The organism is Arthrobacter sp. NQ4 (genome assembly GCF_029077345.1).
Taxonomy (GTDB): domain Bacteria; phylum Actinomycetota; class Actinomycetes; order Actinomycetales; family Micrococcaceae; genus Arthrobacter.
The window spans coordinates 198,919-222,002 of record NZ_JARETC010000003.1; the positions used below are offsets into that span (position 1 = coordinate 198,919).

10 protein-coding genes and 1 pseudogene are annotated in these 23,084 nt (G+C 68.2%); all 11 read right to left on the bottom strand.

The annotated features are described in order from the left end of the window. Positions 1-71: 71 nt before the first annotated feature. On the bottom strand, positions 72-4,517 hold the full coding sequence (locus PUN51_RS07410) for an FtsK/SpoIIIE domain-containing protein (protein ID WP_275180372.1): 4,446 nt from the start codon (positions 4,515-4,517) through the stop codon (positions 72-74). Next, a complete protein-coding gene (locus tag PUN51_RS07415; RefSeq protein ID WP_224025519.1) occupies positions 4,514-5,218 on the bottom strand; it encodes a hypothetical protein in 705 nt (234 codons plus the stop codon). Before PUN51_RS07415 ends, PUN51_RS07410 begins: the two co-directional genes overlap by 4 nt. A gap of 45 nt (positions 5,219-5,263) precedes the next feature. Then, positions 5,264-7,030 (bottom strand): serine/threonine-protein kinase, encoded by a 1,767-nt coding sequence (locus PUN51_RS07420; protein ID WP_275180373.1) that lies wholly within the window; start codon positions 7,028-7,030, stop codon positions 5,264-5,266. Next, the gene (locus PUN51_RS07425) at positions 7,027-9,141 is read right to left on the bottom strand and encodes an FHA domain-containing protein (RefSeq protein WP_275180374.1); all 2,115 of its coding nucleotides are present in this window, start codon (positions 9,139-9,141) and stop codon (positions 7,027-7,029) included. Before PUN51_RS07425 ends, PUN51_RS07420 begins: the two co-directional genes overlap by 4 nt. Continuing rightward, complete coding sequence (locus PUN51_RS07430; protein ID WP_159632444.1) at positions 9,138-10,064, bottom strand: PP2C family protein-serine/threonine phosphatase; 927 nt, start codon at positions 10,062-10,064, stop codon at positions 9,138-9,140. The genes PUN51_RS07425 and PUN51_RS07430 overlap by 4 nt, the downstream gene beginning before the upstream one ends. After that, positions 10,061-11,428 carry an RDD family protein gene (locus PUN51_RS07435; protein ID WP_275180375.1) on the bottom strand — a complete coding sequence of 456 codons (1,368 nt, stop codon included), beginning with the start codon at positions 11,426-11,428 and terminating at the stop codon, positions 10,061-10,063. Before PUN51_RS07435 ends, PUN51_RS07430 begins: the two co-directional genes overlap by 4 nt. Positions 11,429-11,692: 264 nt before the next feature. Continuing rightward, a pseudogene (locus PUN51_RS20815) lies at positions 11,693-11,770 on the bottom strand (zinc-ribbon domain-containing protein); the annotation flags it as partial. After that, positions 11,770-14,400, bottom strand: a complete 2,631-nt coding sequence (locus tag PUN51_RS07440) for a transglutaminase-like domain-containing protein (RefSeq protein ID WP_275180376.1) — start codon at positions 14,398-14,400, stop codon at positions 11,770-11,772. The pseudogene PUN51_RS20815 and the gene PUN51_RS07440, both read right to left, overlap by 1 nt. Further along, positions 14,397-15,740 carry a DUF58 domain-containing protein gene (locus PUN51_RS07445; protein WP_275180377.1) on the bottom strand — a complete coding sequence of 448 codons (1,344 nt, stop codon included), beginning with the start codon at positions 15,738-15,740 and terminating at the stop codon, positions 14,397-14,399. The genes PUN51_RS07440 and PUN51_RS07445 overlap by 4 nt, the downstream gene beginning before the upstream one ends. Before the next feature lie 71 nt (positions 15,741-15,811). Further along, on the bottom strand, positions 15,812-16,783 hold the full coding sequence (locus tag PUN51_RS07450) for an AAA family ATPase (protein ID WP_159632448.1): 972 nt from the start codon (positions 16,781-16,783) through the stop codon (positions 15,812-15,814). Between the two features lie 79 nt (positions 16,784-16,862). Then, positions 16,863-22,973, bottom strand: a complete 6,111-nt coding sequence (locus tag PUN51_RS07455) for an Ig-like domain-containing protein (RefSeq protein WP_275180378.1) — start codon at positions 22,971-22,973, stop codon at positions 16,863-16,865. Between the last annotated feature and the right edge of the window lie 111 nt (positions 22,974-23,084).

The following is a 23,084-nucleotide window of genomic DNA, read 5'->3' on the forward strand; positions in this document are numbered from 1 at the left end:
GGTAGTCTTCTACAGCGCCGGGCGGGGCCGCAAATCCGCCGCAGCAGCGGCCCCGCCTTTTTCGGGCCTGCTCAGTCCCGGTTTTCCGGTGGAAGCGCCACCTGGATTTTCCGCGCTTTGCCGCGTCCCACCACGTACCCGCGGCCCGGGATGAAGTCCGGACTCACCCGGCCCAGCGAGGTATTGAGCAGGCTGTCGCCTTCGATGTCCCCCGGGTTGAGGAGCAGGCCCCGCCGCCCGGATTTGAACGGCTGGGCAAGCTGCCAGGCACTGGACCAGGTGGAGGATTCGGACTCGCCCACCACCCATTGGTCCGCCTTCAGCGACGCGGTCACCAGCTGCGCCATGCCGGATTCGGCGATGGTGTCGGTGAATTCCGTCAGGCCCTCGATGAAGAAGGCCACCACTCCCGGATTCCCGGTGGAGTGCTCCACCAGGTCCTCCACCACCTCGGCGAGGTCGTCCGGTCCCACCACCGAGCGGTTCCAGATGGGAAGGGAGGCGACGGCGGACCGGCGCGACCCGAGGTAGATCAGCTCCGTGGCGGGGTTGGACCGGCGCAGTGCGTAGGCCAGGGTCACCAGGGCCACGGTCCGTCCGGCACCCGGCGGGCCTGCCAGCAGCAGCGGGCCCCGCGCCATGACCTCCGCGGGCTGCAGGGACTCGTCGTCCACGCCGATCACCGGCAGGTCCGGGCTGCCGGCGGGCAGGACATCCAGGTCCACCTGCTCGGGCAGCCGTTCGATGCCCGGCGCGGTGTCCAGGCCCTGGCGCAGCATGGCTTCGCTGAGCTTATGGACTTCCCGGGCCTGCAGGGCCAGGTTGGAGTTGCCGCCCAGGACGGCGAGCTGCACCTCAAGTCCGTCCAGCAGCCCGCGGCCCGGGGGCGACGTGGCGGTGAGCACATCCCTGGGGACGTCCATCGAGATGTAGTCGTCTTCGTTGGAGAGCCGCAGCACCAGCCGGCGCTGGATGGAGGCGAGCAGCGACGCGGGGACGGCGTTGGGCCGGTCCCCCGTCACCACCAGGTGGATGCCCAGGGTGCGGCCATCGGTGGCCAGTTGCAGGAAGATGTCCCAGAGCCCGGAAAGCTTGCTGTGCTCATATGCTTCCCGGAACGCGGACATGCCGTCCACCAGCACGAAGATCCGCTTCTCGTCCGGCCGGTTGGCCAGCTTCCGGTACTCCACGATGGTGGACGCCCGCACCTCTGCGAACTGTGCGGACCGCAGCTCGGCGATGTCCCGCAGGAGGCGCAGCAGGCGCCCAACGCGTTCCACGTCGTCGCCGTTGATGATCTCGCCCACGTGCGGAAGCTCCTCCAGCATCCGCAGCCCCGAAGAACCGCAATCGATGCCGTACACGTGGACAGGGCCGCCGCGCGGGGTGACCGCGGCGGCAATGGCAATGCCGCGCAAGGCTGCGGACTTGCCGGAACCGCCCGTTCCGTAAATGGCCATGTTGCCGTCCCGGTCCGGTTCGTAGAACACGGTGGGCTGGTCCTGGTGCACGGGATCGTCGGCAACGCCCAGGAGCAGCTGTTCGTCGGTGCGGGGGTTGGGCAGCTTCGAGAAATCGTAGGTCTTGGCCAGTTCATCCAGCCATGGCCTGCGCGGCGGCTGGATGGCCAGGGTGTCCGCGGCGTGCACGATGGTGGAAGTCATCCGGGCAATGTCGTTGGGGCCGGCCGGTTCCTGGGCAACGGGCTTGTCAGGGGCGGGCGCTTCCCAGCTGGGACCGGAACCGAAAGCCATTTCCACGATGTCGATCTGGGGCCGCTGCGGCTTGTCGGTGGTCCAGCCGCCGGCGTAGCCGGTCTGGAACCCCTGGATGCGGCCGGGCCCCGTCTTGGCGGCACCGCGGCCCGGAATGGCGGGGTCGAAGTAGGCGGCGTCCGGGACGCCCAGGATGTCCGTGGCATCGTCCTCATCGGCCATGCGCAACGCAACCCGGAGGTTGGTGTTGGCGCGGAGGTTGTCCTTGATGACGCCGGCGGGCCGCTGGGTGGCCAGGATCAGGTGCAGGCCCAGGGAGCGGCCACGGGCGGCCACATCCACCACCCCGTCCACGAACTCGGGAACATCGTTGGCCAGGGCGGCGAACTCGTCCACGATGATGATCAGGTACGGCGGGGCTTCCGGGTCTGCCTCGCGCTGCAGGGCCAGCAGGTCCTTGGCCTTCTTCCGGTTCAGCAGCTGCTCCCGGTAATGCAGCTCCGCGCGCAGGGACGTCAGGGCGCGGCGCACCAGGTGCGGGGACAGGTCGGTGACAAGCCCGACGGTGTGCGGCAGGTTGATGCAGTCCGCGAACGCGGCGCCGCCCTTGTAATCCACGAACAGGAAGCTGACCCGGTCCGGGCTGTACGCCGCGGCCATGCCCATGACCCATGACTGCAGGAACTCGGACTTGCCCGCGCCGGTGGTGCCGCCCACCAGCGCGTGCGGGCCCTCGTTCTTCAGGTCCAGGTACAGCGGCTCGATGCCCTTGGACCCCACCAGGGCCCGGAGCGTGCCGTTGTCCTTGCGGTTCGCCACCGCGGTGGCGTGCACGGAGTTGTTTTCCGTCCAGCGCTCGGCCACGGACTGCGGGTTGTCCAGGAAGTCCTTGCCGATCAGGGTCGCGTAGGACACGGCGCGCGGCAGGTCGGAGTCGTCGTTGACGGGCTTGCCCACGTCCACCACGGGGGCCAGCATCCGGGCGAGCTGGGCGGCGAGTTCCGCGTCCACGCTCTCGCAGCTGACGGGATAGGTGTGGCGGCCCAGGCGCACCTGGCCGGTGGTGGTGCCGTGGTCGCCGTCCACCACCATGAAGTCGCGGCAGGCGGCCGGGAGGGCCTGGATGTCGGTGGCCACCCACAGGACGTGGACGCCGGAGTCGGGCCCGCGTTCCGCCAGCCGGGTGAGCCTGCCGCGGTCCACCGGAGCGTCGTCCTCCACGATGACCAGCACCGAGGGAAGGACGGGCTCTTCGAGTTCATGCTTGACGGGGTCGATGCCGGGGCGCAGTTCCGGGGCGGTCCGTTTGGCCGCCGCTTCGCGGGCGTCCACCAGGTCCTCAAGCCGGGCCAGCAGGGAGGAGCCGCCGGCGGACCCGGCTGCCAGGTGGTCCCCGCCCAGCGGGCTGTGCCCCGAGCCCACGTGCGGCAGCCACTGCAGCCAGTTCCAGCGTTCGCGGGACTGCGCGGACGTGATGGCCGTCAGGACCACCTCGGCCGGGGAATGCAGGCCCACGAGCTGCAGCACCATGCCACGGGCAACATCGTCCACCAGGCCGCGGGCGCCGGCGATGCCAAGGGCCCCGGAGGTGCGCAGCTGGGAGACCACGGGGACGCCTTCGATCTCGCTGAACTGCTTGATGCAGTCCTGGATCTCGCGGGCGTACTGGACCTCGGTGTCATTGTTGGAGGGTTCCTCCAGCGGGATGCGTGACGGCCCGGTCCCCAGCCCGAAGCGCAGGCCCAGGAACGAGGAGTGCTCGGGCCTGTGCGTCCACAGCAGTGGCCCGAGCTTGTAGATGGCATCCACGGTGTCGCTGACCGACGGCGCTTCCTGGAGCCGGACCGCCCGTTCCACCTGCTGCAGTTCGGTCAGGTCCTGCCGGAAGGCGGCCATGGACGCCCGGAACTGCTTGAGCTGTTCCTTCTGCTGCTTCCGCGTCCGCATCCTGGTGTCCACGTAGTGGCCCACGATGAACAGGGGCATCATCAGCATGAACACCATGGACAGCACGTTCTGCGTGACCGCGAAGATGACCGCGCCCATCATCAGGGGTGCCACCAGCATGATGTACGGGAACGGCTGGTCCTCGGGCCGCTTGGGCCCGGCAGGAAGGACGCGCTTGGGCACGTCGAAGCGGGGCACCACGCGCGGGGAGCGGTTGAAGTCCACAAGGGGCGACGTCGGCGCTGCCGCGTGGTTGTGCCCCAAGGGCACCACAGTGACGGTGGTGTCCCCCAGGGTCACCGTGTCGGACGAGTTCAGGATGGCGCGCGTGACCGGCAGCCCGTCCATCAGGAGGCCGTTGGCGGAATTGGTGTCCACGATCTCGATGCTTTCTCCCACCGTGATCCGGGCATGCCGTTTGGACGTGAGCGGATCCGTCAGGCGGATGTCCACGTCCCGGTCCCGGCCGATGTAGCTGGTGCCAATGGGCAGCGAAAATTCGCGGCCGACATCGGGCCCGGACAACACGCGCAACGTGGCCGCAGCAGGCCCACGGCTGGCTCCGGGTTCGTGGAACTGCCCGCTGACCTGGGCCAGCGACACCACGGAGCCCGGGCGCAGGCCCGATTCGAGCAGGTTGTCTTCGCGGGCCAGGACGTTGCCGCTGATGCCGGCACCCACGAAGGCTTCGTCGATGCGCAGGGACAGGTTGTCCGGGGCAGGGGTGCCCTTCCGGTCAGGGTCGGCCGCCCAGAGCACGGTGGCAATATCGGCCACGGTGGCCAGGCCGTCCACCGTGACGGCCAGGTCCTTGGCGTCGGCGGGTTCGCGGCGGAGTGTCAGCCGGATCCTCATCCTTCGTCCACGCCCCTCATCTTTTCGAGCAGGTACAGGTCATCGGGTGTCACCAGGTGGGTGGTGACGGCGTGCTCCACCAGGCGGGCGCGACGGTTGGTGGCCAGTTTCCCGCCGCCTCCGCGCAGCCCCACCACGCCCACGCGGTCCAGCTTGTCGCAGACGTTGTCCAGTTTGCGGTTGAAACGGGTCAGCGCCCAGCCCAGGGTCTTGGCGGCGGCCGCCGAGGACGGGATGGTGCTGAACCCGGTGCCTTCGCGCCGGAGCACGGGCTCGGCGAGGGCCACGATCAGCGCCTTCTGGGCGTCGGTGAAGACCACGGGGCCGATGGTGGTGTCGCCGCTGCTGGCGCCTTCCCGGGCTTCCTGCCGGAAGGATGGCGTCTTCAGGTGCACGGCGAACTCGTAGGTGGTGGGGCCGGCCGTGAAGATGACGTTGGTGTGGCTGAACACCAGCGGAATCCGGGCGCCGGGCGACAGCCAGGCCTGCATGCCGCCGGACGCGTCAGCCACGGTGGCGGACAGCATGCTGCCCACGTTGCTCAGCCACCAAATGCCGTCGTAGCGGGCCACCTGCAGGAACTGCCGGTGCAGGTACGGGTTGTCGTCCACTTCAAGGTCGCCTTCGCGGCCGATATTGAAGATGTCCTCATCCGATGGCTCGTACCATTCGCCACAGAAATCTATTGCTAGATCCCCCATGATCTGTGCCTCCTCAGTGGGCAATGTGTTTGCATCATCAGCTGGCTAGTCCTGCAGGCAGGCGATGGAGTCCTGGCCTTCCGGCGAGGCGCTGCCGTCGGCCCGCACCAGGATCACTTCCAGGCAAATGGGAGTGGGGCCGAACCCGGAAACAAAGGTCTTCGGTACCTTCGTAGTTTCGTAGGGACCGTCCGCCTTGGCGGATTTGGTGCGGTATTTGTAGGAGTCGCCCTCCCTGGGCTGCGGGTTGGTCCAGGAGAAGATGATGGTGTTTGGATCTTCGGGCTTTCGTGATGCCGTGAGGCCTTCAACACTGGGGACGGTGCCGCTGTCCACGGCGTCCGCCGGCGGCTTGCTGACCTGCTGGGTGTCCACTGCTTTGGGCGTTCCGGTCGCAGTGTTGGCCACCACGATGCCCACCACCGCCGCCAGGGCCAGGAGGGTTCCGCCGGCCAGCGCGAGCCAGAGGTTGCGCTTGCCATGGCCTGCCGCCGGCTCCGCCTGGGGCTGGTCCACGTTCACGGGCCGGTGCACGGTGGCGTCGGCGGTGTAGGTGTCCGGCCCGGCGTCGTCCCTTACCGGGGCACCATACTTCGCCGCGCCTGTGCTGCCGCGCAGGACGGTGGACTGTGCCCACTCCCCCTGGCCGCCGCCGTCGGCCGCGCCTGCTCCGGGGCCAGCCGCTCCGGCGGGGCCCGCCGGGATGGAGGGCACGGCAGGGGCTTGCCGCCATTGGCCGGGGCCGGCGGGAGTGAAGGACGACGGCGGGAGGGCACCACCGCGGCGTCCCGTGGCGTCGGTTCCGGCGCCGGGTGAGCCGGGGCGGGTGCGGGCCGGGAAGGTGGGGGCGCTGCCGGTGCGCTCGGGATCGATGGCGGCGATGCTGCGGACGCGGGTTTCCTCGGTGCCGTCGTCCGGGTGGCTTTCCTCCTGCTGGGGTTCCTCGAGGACTTCGAAGGGAGTCACGGAGAGGTTGAGCTCAGCCTGGATCCGCTGGAGGGCCAGGGCGAAGGCGTGCGCGGAGGAATACCGTGACTGCGGCGACTTGGCCATGGCGGTGGCCAGGGCCAGTTCCAGCGATTCCGGCACGTCCGGACGGCCCAGCCGGGGCAGCGGCAAGTTGCTGATCCGGTTGATCAGTTCCCGCTGCGAGTTGTCCGCCCCCGGCATGACGAAGGGCGAGCGGCCGGCCAGCAGGGTGTACAGGGTGGCACCGAGGGCCCACACGTCCACCATGACGCCGTCGACACTGCCGTCGCGGAACTGCTCCGGCGGGGACCAGGGAATGGACATGCCCGAGTCGTCGTCGGAGTCCCCGGCAAGGGTGCCGGAGATCCCGAAGTCGGTCAGCGCGGGACGGTTGTAGTCCGTCACCAGGATGTTGGCGGGCTTGATGTCGCGGTGGGCGATGCCGGCACGGTGCGCGGTTTCGACGGCGGAGGCCACCTGGATGCCGACGGCCAGGACTTCATCAACGCTGAAGCGCTGCCGCCGGTACCGCACGTCCAGGCTGGGCCGGGAGCAATACTCCATGGCCAGGTAGGAATGCCCGTCGTCCGTCACTTCCGCCTCGAAAATGGTGACGATGTACGGGTGCGAGGACAGCTGGGCCATGAGGTTGGCCTCGGACTCGAAGCGCCGGCGGGCGCCCTCGGTCTTCAGGTCCGAGAGCAGCACCTTGACGGCGACTTTCCGGCGCGGCCTGTCCTGTTCGTAGAGGTAGACGTCGGAGAAGCCGCCCGAGCCGAGCAGGCTGATGTAGGTGAACCCCGGAATGCGGGGCGGCGGCGCAACAGGCCGTTTGGAACTCAAGGAATCTCCTCAAAACGCAATGAGATGTTGTCGCCCAGTTCAGCGATATCACCGTCGAGCAGGATGGCCATCTCGTTCTGGGCGAGACGGCGGGGCGGTTGGCCTTCGCGGACCAGGACGGTGCCGTTGGTGGCCTTGAGGTCGCAGAGCATCACGTGCCAGCCCTCAAGCCGCACCTCCACATGGGACCGCGAGATGTCACCGCCCGGGCTGGCCACCTGCACCAGGCGCGGCATCACGCCGCCCTGGACCCGGGACACCGACGGCTGGCGGCCGATCACCATGGACTGGTCGAGGTCCACCAGGTCGCCGGTGGACAGCCGCATCCGTCCCAGCCTGGGACGCGCTACCTGCACCGCATCGGGCAACAGGGCCGCCCCGCAGACGCTGCACTGGGCGCGGGTGGGCGGATTGGCGTGGCCCTGGGCGCAGACGCGCGCCAGCACCAGCGGGCCGCCGCCCGCATCCTGCCGGGCCGCAGGTGCGTCCGCGGCAGGGCCGGCCGTTGATCCGGCGACGCTGCTCTTCATGACCGTCTGGCCATCATGGTCCGGATCGAAGCCGGCAGCGGGTTCCTGGCCCGTGTCCGGCTGCTGGACCCGTGGATTATGGACTGGCGGATTATGGGCTTGCGGTGCATCGGCAGGCAGCTCATGGACCGGGGCAGGCCCAAAGGCAGGCGGACCGGGCTCATAGGCAGCCGGAGGTCCCTGGAACGGCGCGAACTCCCGGGCGGGAGCGTCGCTGCCGGTGCCGGGTTCCGTCGGTGCGGGTGCCGTCCCTGCAGTGCGCCAGGGGACGGAATCGATGAGGACACCGGAGGAAGCGGGACGGGACGGAGTGGCAGCCGTGCCGTTCGAGCCGTCACCGTGTCCGGCGGAAGCATCTGAACGGGCATCTGCTGGTCCGGCATCTGCTGCTCCGGCCGGTCCTGCTCCGGATTCGGCCGACGAGCCACCCGGCGCCGCATCCTCCCCCGCGCCCAGGGCAGGGAGCGGTTCAGCTGCGGGCAGCGCCGGCTGTTGCTGCGGCACTACATGTCCGGAGTCGGCGTCGGGGTCCTCGCGGACGGCTGCGTCTTCGATGTTCCTCATGACGGTGCGGTCCCACAGGTGGTCGTAGGACGTGGTCATCTCGACGGCGGGTGCGGAATCAGCGTGGCCTGGCGCGGGGGCGGTTGGTTCCGTCCCGGTTGTCCCGGAACCGGGCAGCTCCGATCCTGGGTCCCGAGGGCCGGCCGGGTCTTCGGTGCCGGTTGCTTCGAGAAGCTCTCCGTCGGCGTCAATGATCGCGCCGGGGGCAATCGTGGCTTCCGGATCAAGGTGGTGCGCGGCGGGTACCGGATCAGGCAGCGCGTCAGGTTGCTGCGGGTCTCCGGCGGGTGCGGCCGGCATGCCACCAGCGGTCCACACGGGGGAATTGTCGGCTGTTTCGCCTCCATCCGCTGGCGCTTCCGGGGCAAGGGCCTGGTCGAAACCGGCGGGGCCGTCCACCTCGCCGGAAGAACTGACGGCGAACGGGCCATCAACACTGGCCGGTTTCCCCGGGGATTCTTCGCGGTCCACTGCGGCAGGACCACCGACGGCGGCAGGGCCGGCCGGCGCGCACAGGGTCAGCGTCTGGAGCAGCACCACACCCTCCCCCAGCGGCAGTTCAGCCAGCGGCAGTTCAGGCAGCGGCTGTTCACCCAGCAGCTGTTCACCGAGCGGCTGGCCGGGGCGTCCCGCGGCCTTCCCCGCCGTGGCACCGCCGGCGATACCCAGCCGGCATGTCCCGGGCACGACGAACCTGCGCTCGTTCCAGGTGGTCACGTCGCGGCCGTCGAGCTCCACCGGCCCGCCGGGCTGCTCCACGGTGAGGTCGAGGTCACCGCGCAGGAAGACCCGCAAGGACCCGTTGAAGTCCAGGATGCCGAAGGACGGGATACGGGTCAGGGAGCCACCGGAACTGCTGGTGACGGCTGCCAGGACCTCGTGCGGCTCGGGCTGCGAAGCCAGGAGCTCCCAAATTGCCCCTGCGAGTCCGGCGGGTGTCTCCGGGCCCAGGAGGACTGCGGTCCCGGACCGGACGATGCCCAGCCAGGTGCCGGGAATGTAGCTGGCGCCGGTCATCGTCCGGGCTCTCCGTCCTGGTCGGTGCTGGCTTCAACGGGCGCCGGCAGGGGCTGCGTGACGGCTTCGGACGCAGCCGGCCGCGGCAGCGTCACTTCGTCCCCGTCCGCCGGGGTGTGGCGGGGTGCCGTGGTGCCGGTGCCGTCGTCGTTCGCTACGTTCCTGGCGTCCACCACGATGGCCGTCACGTTGTCCCGGCCGCCGCTGCGCAGGGCAGCCTGGATCAGGGCGTCCACTGCGTCCTGCGGCGCAGCCACGGTGCTGAGGATCCGGAGGATCTCCTCGTCCGGCAATTCCCCGGTGAGGCCGTCCGAACAGACCAGCACCCGGTCGCCTTCCTCCACGGGGAGGAGCCAGTAGTCCGCCTCCGTCTCATCCCCGGTGCCCAGGGCCCGGGTAACCACGTGCCGGCGGGGATGGACGGTGGCTTCCTGTGCGGTGATCTCGCCGGCGTCCACGAGCTCCTGGACCTCGGAATGGTCCACGCTGATCTGCTCGAACCGGCCCTGGCTGAGCCGGTAGGTGCGGGAATCGCCAATGTTCATGACCAGCCAGTACGGCACGCCCATTTGCTCCACCACCACAGCGCCCGTCAGGGTGGTGCCGGCGCGGGCGCCTGTGGCTTCCCGGATGGAGGCGTCGGCACGGACCAGGTACTCCTGGAGGAGGGACGCGGTAATGTTTCGCTCCCCCGTGGTGACCTGGGGCATTTCTGCCAGGGCGCGCACGCACAGGCCGCTGGCGATTTCGCCGGCCTCGTGTCCGCCCATGCCGTCAGCCACGGCGAAGATCGGGTCGGCGGCGATGTAGGAATCTTCGTTCAGCTCCCGGCGGAGTCCCCTGTCCGTCCCGTAGCCGTAGGTGAGGCTGAGGCCCGGCCCCGGCTGGATGGTGGAGGAAACACTGGCGGGGTGCTGGTTCATGCCTGTCCTAGGTAAAAGGTACGGTCTCCAAAGTGCACGCTGGATCCCGGGGTAACAAACGTGGGGACGCCCGGCACCAGGGGGGTGCGCAGGCCGTCCGGGGTGGTGACGGCGCTTCCGTTGGTCGACTGCCGGTCCGTCACCCAGATGCCCGCACCGTCAGTGAGCAGGTGCAGGTGCGTCTTGGAGATGGAGCGCCCGGGGTCGTCTACGGCCAGCAGCTGGGCGTGCTGTTCGCCCGTTTGCCCCACCGGGTTTCGGCCCACCAGGACGCTGCGGTCCAGCTGGAAGTCGCGGCCGTCGTCCAGACGGATGCGGAGGACGGCCACCTGGGCTGGTCCTCCGGCGCCGGGACGCACCTGGGTGCGTTCGACGTCGTCGTCCACATGCTGCGAAGGCACCCGGTGCCCCGGGGGGACGCCCTGGGAACCGGCCGCGGGCGGCGCGAAGGACGCCGGCGAGGTGTACGGCATGGTCTGCGAAGGCATGGTGGCCGACGGCGCAGGTGCTTGCGGCGCGGATGCCTGCGGTCCGTTGACCTGCGGCGCCGGAGCCGCCGGGGCCGGGTTGTAGGGGGCTGGGTTGTAGGGGGCCGGGTTGTACGGGGCCGGGACAGCAGGTGGCGGAGTTTGCAGTACCGGAGCAGGTGGCTGGGAGCCAGGGGTTTGGGGTGCAGCGGCTTGGGGTGCGGCGGTTTGCGGTGCTTTGACCCCGGCCACCGGGGACAGCACCTGCTGCACGGGCGGAAGGTCCAGGGGCGCGAAGCTGTAGGGACCCTGGATGCCGCCGGTGGTGATGGGGTCCCTGCCTGCCTTGACGTCGAACACCAGGGTCTTGGCAGCGGTGTCATTCCAGCCCCGGAGGCCGCCGTTCTTGTCCCAACGGTTGGAAACCACCACCAGCACAGCCCAGGCAGCACCCACCAGGAGCAGCGGGCCGAGGATGAACAGGGCGGCGTCAAACCATTTGAAGACCACTACCAGCACTACCGCCAGCAGGGCCAGGAGGATGCCCGCCCCGGTGATGAGGCCGCGCAGGAACACAGCGCCCGCGCCGGGTGCGTAGCCGTCCTGGTCCGCGCTGCGGATGCCCATGGCCAGGTTGCCGGGCGTTTTGCCGCTGCGGGCTTCCAGACCGAGCACGACGAACAGGTAGGCCAGGGTGAGGCCCAGGCCGATTCCGCCGAACAGCACCAGGGAAGAGGTGTCGTACACGATGAACCCGCCGCTCCTGGTGCGGGTGATCCCGGCAAATCCGCTGGCGAACGTCACCACCAGCACTGCCACCCCGGGCAGCCAGTCGATGACGGCAGCGCCAAGCCGCTTGCCCGCCGCAGCCGGAACAAGCTGAAGGTTCACTGCCATTCCCGTTCCTCCCCCTGGAGCGGCTTCCACCCTTGTGGAACCGCCGGTTGTGCCCGGCCCGGTGCCCGTATGCAGGGTGCCCCTGCGCGCGTTGCCCGTATGTGCTGTGCCCGCCGGCTGACCTGCCGGGGGCCTTTCTACTACCGGGATAGTACCGGGAATCCCGGGCGCATGCGTGGGGCGCGCTTCCCTGGCGTCACTCCTGTCCTGGTGCTCCAGCGGGTCCGGGGTCCTAGTGCGGCGCGCCGCCCGGTTGGGCAGCGGCGCGCCGCAGGCGGTGCAGAAGGTGGCTCCCGCGCGGATCTGCTGTTGGCAGCGCGGGCAGCGTTCGGCGTCGGGCATCACTGCTGGTGGGGTCCTTGCTGGTCTGGCTCGTTCGTGTCCCGGGCCGGTGCGTCCGGCCGGGGCGATGAAGGTGCGTTGGGCGTTTCCGCCCGGCCCGTGGCAGGGTTCCCGCCGGCAATCCGACGGCGGCGCGCAGCCAGGATTCCGCCCACCGCCGGCAGCGCCACACGGCCGCCGCGCAGCTTGAGGCCCTGGCCGGAGTTCATCGCGGTCCTGGCGTCGGCAAGGAGCGACCGCGGCGAGAACCGAACCTGCTGGCGCCGCCAGAATCCGATGGAGGAGGTCATCTCCTTGAGGGACCCGTCAACGATGGTCCAGTACTCGCGGACCTCCTCCTCGGTGGGCTCCCCCGCTCCGAAGATCGAGGCGTCCGCCCGGCGCGCCAGCATGGTGGTGGTTCCCTGGGTGGCTGGGAACGCTTCGGCCAGGACGGCAGCGCTCTCCCGCCGCGTCGCGCGGGTGTCGACGGCGGCGCCCAGGTCTGTCGCAAGGCTCACCACCTCGTTCCATCCTCCGCCCACGCGCTGGGCGGCGTGCCCGTCGCGGAAACGCGACTTCCGCCGTCGTGTCTTCAACAGGGCGATCAGCAGCAGCGGCAGGGCCAGGATCACCAGCGGGATCGCGACGACGCCCAGGGCACCCAGGAGGGCACCCCAGAACAGCCACGGGTTGTTCTTCTTCTGGTCGGCATCCAGCGCGTCCGGTGAGGAGTCCGGCGGCAGGTCTGCCGGCTCCTGCGGCGGGGGCGGCGGCTGCAGCACCTGTGGCTTGGGCTTGGACTTGTTCTCGGGGTCAGGCGGGATGGGGATGTTGTCCTTGGGCGGGGTGGGATCGAAGCTGACCCAGCCAACCCGTTCAAAGGCGACCTCAACCCAGGCGTGGACGTCCTTGCCGGTGATCTTCACCTCGCCTGCACCGTTCTCCGGGCTGGTCGGCTCAGGGTAGAAACCCATCACCACCCGGGACGGGATGCCCAGGTGGCGGAGCATCAGGGACATGGCCACCGCGTACTGCTCATCGTCACCCAGCATCTGCTTGGCCGTCAGCAGGCTGCGGATGCGGGCCGAGCCGTGGCCGGAGACGCTGGGCAGCTGGCCTTCACTGACCAAACCGTTGCTGAACGCCCCGGTTTTTTGGAAGTGGGCTTCGATCTGGCGCACCCGGTCGATGGCGGTTGGCGCATCGGCGGACAGGTCGTTGGCCTGGGAGCCCACCACCGGCGGCACCTCCAGTGCGTCCGGGAGGGAAATCTTTGCGAAGTCGTACTGCGTCAACTGCCCGTGCTCGAGCTTGACGGGATCGGAGACCTGGACGCTGTAGGAGTCGCCGCGGGACAGCCCGCTGGTGGTCACCGCGGTGTCGGAGCCGGGGTTGAAGTAGAGGCCCGCAGCGGCGGCGGAGCCGGACTGGTCAAAGCTGATGCCGGTGGTCTTTCGTCCGCCGGGGACAAAGTAGCCCTGGTAGTCCTCGATGTTGATGCTGATCGAGTAGTCGTTGGTGGGCACCACACCGGATGAGTCGGCGAGGGTGTTGATGGATTTCGCATCGCCCACCTTGCTGAAGTTTCCGGAGCCATTGGGGTCCATGTTGTAGTTGGTCCCATTGAAGGCATCCAGGGCGCCGAGCCGGACCCGGCCGTCCCTCGGGAGGCCCTTGACCACGAACAGGGTGTCGTCCTTCTTGTCCTTCACGTACGTCCGGAAGCTTGCCAGGGGCGTGATGTAGTCCTTGGGGTCGAACGGGGGCACCACCACGTTGCGGAGGACTTTCCGGTCCTCTCCTGCGCTGACCAGCGGTGCGGCCACTGCGGTGACTCCCACGCTGGCGGCAATGACTCCCGCAGCCATGCCCAGCCGGCGGATCCGGGCACGCCGTGCGGCGGCGGTATCCGTCTGCGGGTTGTTCACGGACACCCGCCGGGTGTTGTTCCGCCGGAGCGCGTCCCGGCGGAACGTGGCCCACGCGATGCCCAGCACGGTCAGGCCGATGCCGCGTTCCAGGGTCAGGAACGCCGCGTTGGTGCTGAAGGCGATGCCCGTGACGAACAGGACCAGCACGGGCAGGAGGGGCAGGTAGGGGCTTTTGGTGCGCCATGTCAGCAGCGCCGCGACGAGCGCCGTGATCAGGGAGCTCAGGAAGGGGACAATCAGCACGCCGCCGGCAGTTCCCACGGGCACGCCCACCGTGAGCATGTCCTTCCAGGCGAAGACGACGCCGAGGAGCAGGGTCCGCAGCGAATCCAGGGTGGGGACGAAGCCGGCGATGGCAGCATCAGGGACCGCCAGCCAGGTGCCAAAGAGCAGGTACGCGGCAAGGGCCAGTGCGGTGGTGATGAGCAGCCCCAGGCGCAGGTGGGCGTTGACCGCACCGATGGCCAGGCCCAGGATGATGCCGCCGAAACCCGACAGCAGGTAGTACGGGTCCCCGCCGAAGCTCAGGCCGAAGCCGAGCAGTCCCAGGCCCAGCAGGACCACCAGGGCTCCGGCGTCGAGCAGGAAGTGCCATAGCGGCTGGCCGTCCGCGAACGCCGACTCCTGGTTGGCCACCTTGCGGCGGCTGCGGGTCTGCGGGGCAGGGGTTTGTCGGGGGGCAGGGGTTTGTCGGGATCGGCCCGGTGCGGTGCTCATGCTGCCGCCTTTCTCAGCACGATGGCAAGGTCGGCCAGGTCGCCGAGGGTCAGGACAGTAAGGTCTGCGATGTTGGCCCGGGTGGGGGCGGCGCCGGCTTCCACCCTGACGGCCAGGCTGCGCACACCGGGCGGCACGGAGGCGGCGGCGGAGCGAAGCTGGGTTGCCGTGACGTTGCTGCCCACCACGAAGAAGACGACGGAGGCGTTGGGCACGGTGTCAGCCAGGGTCCGGGCGAGGTCGACGGCGGTGCGGCGCATGGGGGCGCCGACGATCCGGGTCATGTCGTCCAGCATGTTGCGGCCGGTTTCGCAGCGCAGGGGGCCCTTCTGGGTCAGGACATCCAGTTCACGCTGTTCGCGGATGGCCTGCCGGCCGATGGAGGCGGCCACGGAGATGGCCATCTCAAACTCGGTCTCGGAAGCGTATTCCTCGGTGTTGATGGACAGCGAAATGGCCAGGTGGGCGCGGCGCGTTTCCTCGAACTGGCGCACCATCAGCTTGTTGGTGCGGGCGGTGGTCTTCCAGTGGATGTGCCTGCGGTCATCGCCCGGCACGTAGTCGCGCAGCGCGTGGAAGGAGACGTCGGCGCTGGAGAGGTCCGTGGTGGGCATGCCCTCGAGGTCGCGGATGAAGCCTGCGGCGGAGCCGGCCAGGGCCACGGTCCGCGGGTGGACGAAGAGGTCCTCCGGCTCAGTCCAGAGGACCTGGCGGCGCAGCAGGTGCAGCGGGTCCGCCCGCACGGAGCGGACCGGTCCCACCACGATGACGGCGCGGCGCGCGGTGGGGATGGTGAACAGGTCTTCGTGCACCTGGCCGGGCTTCATCCGGGGCAGGTGGAACACGGCGGTGGTGCTGCCCACCGGGAGTTCCAGCGCGGCCGGCAGGAGGGGACGCGCCGAGGTGTTGGAGACGGCGATGCTGCCGACGGCGCTGTCCCCCACCGCCACCCGGGTGCGGGCCAGGTCCAGGACCACCCCGTAGGAGGACCGGCCCAGGATGAAGGCCACTGCGATGACGAACATGGCGAAGGCGGCTATGGCCGCCGCCGTGGCTTCCTGCCAGCCGAATGCCTGTCCTGTGGTCCAGAGCAGGATCGCGGCGGCGAGGACGGACCAGCCCAGGATGCTGACCACGGAAAGCACCGGCCACGCGTACTTCAGCCAGGTGTCCCGGACGGACCGCCATGCGGGCGTCAGGGCCTGGAGTGCGGTACTGCTGGCCTCGGACCACACCGCGGCAGGGTGCAGCCGGGTGGGGCGGCCGTTCCGGTGGAAGAGTTGCTGGAAACGCTCCGCGAGCCGGGTCAACGGGGTACCGCTGGACGTGCCGTCGGACATAGGGGTGTGCCTTCGTTGTTGCGCTGGAATGGAATGACGGTGGCTGCGGCGGTCGGCCGCAGCCGGGCGGATCAGGCGTTGGTGCGCTGCTGCGGGGCGGCGACGTCGGCCAGGATCCGGGTCAGCACGGCCTCAGCGGTGGCGCCGGAGAACTCTGCTTCGGGGTCCATCACGAACCGGTGGGTCCACACCACGGATGCCAGTTCCTTGATGTCGTCCGGCAGGACGAAGTTCCGGCCCTGCGCGGCGGCCCAGACCTTGGCGGCCCGCACCATGGCCAGGGCGCCACGCACTGACACGCCAAGGCGCGTCTCCGGGGCGTTGCGGGTTTCCTCGCACAGCCTGGAGATGTATTCCAGCACGGCAGTGTCCACGTGCGCCGTTGCGGCGAGATCGGCCATGTCCGCCACGGCCTGGGTGGTGATGACGGCGGAGAGCTCCTTGGAGCGGTCCTTCAGGTTGCTGCCGCCCAGGAGCCGGACCGTGGACGCGTGGTCCGGGTAGCCGATGGAGGTCTTGATCAGGAAGCGGTCAAGCTGCGCCTCGGGAAGGCGGTAGGTACCTGCCTGCTCGATCGGGTTCTGGGTGGCCATCACCATGAAGGGCCGCCCTGCCGAGTACGTGACGCCGTCCACGGTCACGCGGGATTCCTCCATGACCTCCAGCAGCGCCGACTGGGTCTTGGGCGAGGCACGGTTGATTTCGTCGGCCAGGACGATGTTGTTGAAGATCGGGCCCTTGTGGAACTCGAACTTCTGCGTCTTCTGGTCGTAGATGGTCACACCGGTGACGTCGGAGGGCAGCAGGTCCGGGGTGAACTGGATGCGGTTGTTGGAGCCCTGCACGGTGGCAGCCAGGGCGCGGGCAAGGGAGGTTTTGCCCGTACCCGGGGCGTCCTCGAACAGGACGTGGCCCTCGGCCAGCATGGCGGTGAAGGTCAGCCGGATGACGTGTTCCTTGCCCAGCACCGCCTGGCCCACGTTGGCAACCAGCTTTTCGAACGTGCCAGCAAACCACTCGGCCTGCTCAATGGTCATGGTCATGAGATGTGCTTCCTTCTGATGGATCGAATTTTCTGTGAGCCCCGGGTAGCCGGGCCCACAGTTGTGCTTCCGGAGATTGCTAGCGGTTTGGCATGCCGTTCGGCGGGTTGCAGCCCACATTGGAGGTGTCGCAGCGGAGCCAGTTGCCGGACGCCATCCCCGAATTTAGGTGGTACCAGATGCCGCTGGGGTTGTTGGAGGTCTTGTACCAGACCTGGTAGCGGTCCGCCGTGGATGGGGCACCGGCATCGAGCCACTTGCCGGCACCGGTGCACTGGGACGGATTGCCGGCAATGTAGCTGTCCGTCCCCTGGCGGGGCTCCGTGCAGCTGCGCACCGGGCTTGCCGTGACGTACCAGTCCGTGGGCGGGGGTGGGGTGTTGTCCGGACCGGAGGTAGAGGTGACCGGTCCGCCGATTGCCCCGTTGGTGACGGTGTAGGCGCGGACCCGCAGTTTGTGGCTCGTGCTCCACCCGCCGGCTCCGGTATCGAACTTGTTTGCCTTGCCGACGTTCTGCCAGCCGCCACCGTCCATGCTCACCTCGTAGTAGCTGAGGGGCCTGCCGTTCGTCGCCGGGTCATTCCAGGTCCAGTGCACCTGGCCATCGCCCTTCGCCGAGGTGCCGCCGTTGATGCTGGGGGCATTGGCAGGACCGTAGGGGTTCCCGGTGCCGATGGCCTTGGCGTCACCGGACATATTGTTCTTGGTGGACGTGGCAATGATGGTCACGGTGATGTCCCGGCCATTTGTCATGCCACCGATGGTTCCTCCCCCGGCCTTGATGGCACCGGTCTTTCCGTCGGCGTTGTATGAGTAGGCAATCTCGGACGCCGTGGAGCCGTTGCGCTGCGCATCCGTCAGGGGCGTGAACGTAACGTCGAGCTGGCCGCTGGTCCCGTTCTCTTTGACGGTTCCAGCGTTGACAGTGCCAGGTTTGCCTGCTGCCCGGATTGCGGCGGACTGCGCGCTCGTGCCGCCCGTTCCGGCCTTGTTGGTTGCCGAGACCGTAAAGGTGTAGTTCGTTTCCGAGTTATCCACGGTGACGTTCTGCGAGGTGCCGGACACCTGCTGGCTGGAGACCGCGGCACCGCCCCGGAGCGTGGTCAGGGTGTAGGCCGAGACGGCGTCACCGTTGTTGTTGGGCGCGGCCCAAACCACCCTCAGCTGGCTCTGCGAACCCACCGGCGTCGCCTGTGCCACGCTCGGCGCCGCCGGAGTGGCGGGGACGCCGGCCGGCACCTCGGCCGCCGAATACGGGCTCCACTCGGAGGGGTCCTTGGCATCGTTGCGGGCCAGGACCCGGACCTTGTAGGAGACGCCGTTCTGGAGGCCCTTCCAGACGTAGCTGACTGACGTCAGTCCCTGGATCTGGGCGTTCTGCCCGGCCGGAGCCGGCGAGATTTCCAGGTCGTAGGACTTCACCGGCGAGCCCTTGCTCGCCGGGGCAGTCCAGTTCACCGTCAGCTGCTTGTCGCCGAACTTCAGCGACGGCGCCAGCGGCGTATCCGGTTTGACGTCCGGGCGGACATCGGCGGACGCCGGCGAGCGGTCGGAATCGCCGAACTCGTTGGTGGCCGTCACCTGGAAGTGGTAGGTGGTGTTGTTGGTCAGGCCGTTCAGGGTGCAGGTGTTGGCCGGGCACTCCTGCCGGAACCCGCCCTCACCGTAGACGGTGTACTTGGTGATGGCGGAGCCCCGGTCGGCCGGCGCGGACCAGGTGAGCAGTGCGGTCTGGTCGCCCACGCTTTGCGCCTGCGGCGTGGTGGGCGCTGCAGGCTTGTCCTTGACGGTCAGCCGGACACGCGCGGTGGCATGCCTGGAGCTGTCCTGCGTCTTGTCTTCCACCGTGTACGCCACCACCATGGTTCCGGTGAAACCGGGCGCCGGCGTGACGGTCACAGAGTCACCGTTGACGCCCACATTGCCGCTGCCCGTTTCGGTGTTCGCGGCAATGATCTTCAGCGGTGTTTCCGGGAACGGGTTGGCGTCGTTGGCCAGCACATTGATGGTCACCGGCTTGCCGGCGGCGGCGTTGTCCTGCACGTCGTCGTTCGCCACCGGCTTGGGCCGGTTGGAGGCGGTCACGGCAAGCTGGTACGTGGCCGTGGCCTGGAGCCCGCGGGGGTCGGTTGCCTTGACCTGCACGGCGGCGCGGGTTCCGGTTGCCGTGGAATCGGCCGCCGACACCTTCAGCGTTTTGCCGTCGATGCGTGCGTTGAAGCCGCCCGGGGGATCGCCCACCACTTCGTACTTCATCTTCTCGACGTCGTCCTGGTCCGGATCGGAGGTGAGCTTGCCGAGGTCCGTGGTGGCCGAGTCGCCCTTGGGAACATCCACGTTGGCGCCCAGCAGTTCCGGCGGGTTGTTCTTGTTCGGGTCCGGGAGGACCTTGGTGCGGATGCTGAGGGTGGACTTGAGTCCGGCAGGATCGTCCGGTCCGGTTCCGTCGGTCACCTCGAAGGTCAGTGAACCGGGGCCTACGTAATCCGCACCTGCCGTGTATTTCAGGCCGGTGCCGTCGCGCGTCACCGGATCGCCGCCGTCGGCACCGATGAGCTTGATCCGGTCCGCCTGGGTCAGCCGGGGTGAGCGTCCCTCCCGGACCTTGACCCATTCCTTCAGGTCGACGTCGACGGACTGGCCGGCAACCACCTCGATGACTTCGTCCTTTGCCAGGGTGGGAACCTGCTGGCCCAGGCCCGGCACCCAGATGATGGCTGTGGACTTCTGGCCGTCCACGTCTTCCACGGTGTACGGGATGAGCTGTGGCTGCTCGGTGAGGTCCACCAGGATGTTGCCGTTGCCGCCGGGCCGCGCCGTGGTGGCGTCCGTGCTGATCTTCAGGTTTTCGCCGACGCCGTCGGGATCCTCGTCGTTCTTGAGGACCGGAACGTCTACGGCGGTCTTTCCCATGGCCTGGGCGGACGTCACCCTGTCGTCACGGGCGATCGGCGCCTTCAGCGGCACGTCGTTGTCGACCACCAGGCGGATGGTGGCCTGGGCGGTGGCGTCCCGGTCATCGGCGATGGTGTAGCGCACGTTGACGGTTCCGGCCTCGTTGGGGGCCAGGAGGATGATGCGGCCGCTGTTCTTGCTGACGGTGGCCTGCAGGGCCGGGTCGGCCTCGATGCCGTCGGTCAGGATGCGGATGCGGTCGCCGTCGGGATCGGTGTCGTTGGCGAGGGCATCGACGGCGATCTGGCGGCCCGGGCGCACCCTGACCTCATCGTCCACGGGAGTGGGCTTTTGGTTCATGTCACCGCGGGGTGCGATACCCACCGTGACGGTTCCCGTGTTCACGGCGCCCTGGCGGTCCACCACCTTGTAGCGGAACGTGTCGGTGCCGGCGCCATCCCCGGCAGCAGTGAAGTCGATGAAGTTGCTGCCGACGGTGGCGGTTCCCATGGCGGGGGTGCTGTCGATGCCGGTCAGCTGCACGGAGTCGCCGTCCGGATCGATGCCGTCCAGGGGAACCGGAATGCGGACGGTACCGGCAGCCACCACGCGGGCGGTGAGGTTCCGCGGCTGCGGCCGGGAGTTCTCCGCGCCTTCGAGCGGAAGGATGTGGATGGTCACGGCGGCGGCGCTCTTCTGGCCTTGCGGATCCACCGCGTTGTAGATGGCGCGCACAGTCTTGGGCTGGCTGCCCGCAATGAACCGGAGCGTGTTCTCGGAGACGAAGCTCTTGCCGTCGGCAGGATCGACCGCCTGCGGCAGGACCGGGTCCACGGTCAGTTCCTGCCCCTGCGGGTGGGTGTCGTTGTCCAGGACGGGGATGGTGACCACGTCATTGACGCGGACATTCACTTCGTCCGGCTTGGGCTGGGGTGCTTCCACCACGGCCGGTGCCGGGACCGGCACCACGGAGACTGAGCCGGTGGCCGACTTCTTTCCGTTGGACATGGTGTATTCGAACAGGATGGGGTCCTTGGTCCCCAGGATGTCCGTGATGCGCAGGACGCTGTGGTTGATCACGCTGACGGACACCGTCGCGTTGTCCGGGAGCTTCACGGACTGCAGCACCAGGACACCGCCGGAGGGGTCGGAGTCATTGGCCAGGGGGTCCAGCAGCACGCTGCCGCCGGTGGGCATCAGGGCAACGTCATGGACTGCCACGGGGTCGCCGCCGTCGTTGCCGGATTCCACATCCACCCGGATGAGGCCCTGGCTGCTTTGGGGGCCGTTGCTGGCGATGTAGGTCAGGTAGACGGGGCCGGGGGTGCTGCTGCGGAAGGTGAAGGTGCCGCCGTCGGTGACGGGGCCAAGTTCGGCCGGGCCGTTGGCTTCCACCTGGGCCAGGCGGAGGGCACCTCCGTTGGGGTCGACGTCGTTCTTCAACGGAGAAATGACCAGGTCCTGGCCCACCACGGCGGTGACGTGGTCGGCGTTGACCACGGGTGCCAGGGCTCCCGGCGGCTGGACATTAACCACCACCTTGCCCGTGACGGTGGCGCGGCCGTCCCAGATGGTGACCTGGACGTTCTTTTTGCCGGCGGTGGCGCCGGAATCCTGGAAGGTAAGCAGCCCGTCGCGCCGGACCTTCACCTGGTCCTGGTCGTTGTCGGCCTTGGCGTCCAGCAGGACAAGGTCGTCGCCGTCGGGATCGATCCAGTCGGTGAGGATGTTCTGGCTGACGGTCTTGCCCTGTTCCACCAGCATGGTGGTGTCTTCGCCGCGCTTGAACTTGGGCGGCTTGTTTTCGTCGGGTCCCACCACGCTGAGCGTGACCTGGCCCGTGGCGGACAGGCCGCGGCCGTCCGAGGCACTGTAGTTGAAGGTCTCGGTGCCCGGCTTGGCGTCTGCGGGGACGGTGATCTGGAAGGCGGTGCCGCCGTAGATGCTTTCCAGCGTTCCCGATTTGGGTCCGGCGTCCCCCACCGCTGCGGTGAGGACGTCGCCGTCGGGGTCGGAGTCGTTGTCCAGGACGCTGAGGATGGTGGTGCGGCCTGGGCGGACTCCGACGGCGTCGGGCTTGGTTTCCGGCGGACGGTTGGGTTTGGTGCGGTCCGGCAGGATGTTGATGGTGTTGTTGTCCGCCGACTCTTGGTCCTGGTCGTCGGACTGGTTCTTGGGTGGGATGACGTCGTCCCAGTTGTTCACCAGCTGCATGTTCTGGTTGACCAACCACACGTTCCCCGAGTTCACATCATTCAGGACCACCAGGTCCCGGTTTACCCGGAAAACATACGACGGCGACGCACTCGCCTTGGGCACCGCAACATTCTTATCATCAGCATCATTGACGCAATCCCGGACGTACTTGTTCGCACCCGACCACGCCGCATGCACACACCCGCCCAACTGCACCGGAGCAGCAGGGACGCCCTCGCCGTCGAACCCCACGGTCTTGGCCGTCCCACCATCCAAGGGCTGCTTCAACAACGCCTTCCGCGTCGCCACCGCCACAACATCACTGCCCGGCCCAGGCTGCTGCAACTTCGCATCCCGCGCATCCTCCAACGCCAACCGCTTACCACCAGGCAGGAACAGGTTCCCCGCAGCAGCATCCAACACCACCGGCTGGTCCCCCACCACGGTCATCTGCAGATCCCCGGCACCCTTAAGACCATCCCAGGTACTGGACTCCGACGACGTCACACCACCATCAGCGTCAACACCCGTCACCGTCACACCCCCGGTCTTCGGATCCGCCGAATAAATCCGGTCATCAGAACCCACCACAGACACAAGACCCGCTGAACCAACCATCACCGGCTCGGACGCTTCCTTATCAAAACCATTCACTGTGGACGGAGACACCGCCCACACCTTCCCCGACGCAGCATCCGTCACCGAAATCGTCCGCGCCCCAAAACTCACATCAGCCGCCCCAGGCAACTGCTTATCCCCACCCAACCGCATATTCGCCGGCGACACCTGGTTCAACGTCGAACCAGTCTCATCATCAACAAACACCTCACCGGCATGCTGCAACACATCAAACGTCGTCGACGCCGGCGTCACCGCACCATCCAACACCCGCGACGGATAATTCAACCGCCCCACAGCATTCCTGGACTTCGAAACAACCCACACACCACCGTCATTCAACTCCACCTCAGTGGTCTTAAACCCCGGATACAACACAGCACCCGTCACCACCACAGCAACCACAGCACCAAACGCAGTACCAGTGACGAGCTTCCTATGTCGCTTTTTCAGCCCAAGCTTCCCCAGCAGAGTTGTCACAGCGTTACTTTTCCCTCAGATTGTGTAGCCAGATGGCGGCCCGGTCGCAGGACAGGCAGCAGGCTTTCTTTCCCCGCGGCAAGCCTACCGAACCGCCGCAACCCCTGCGAT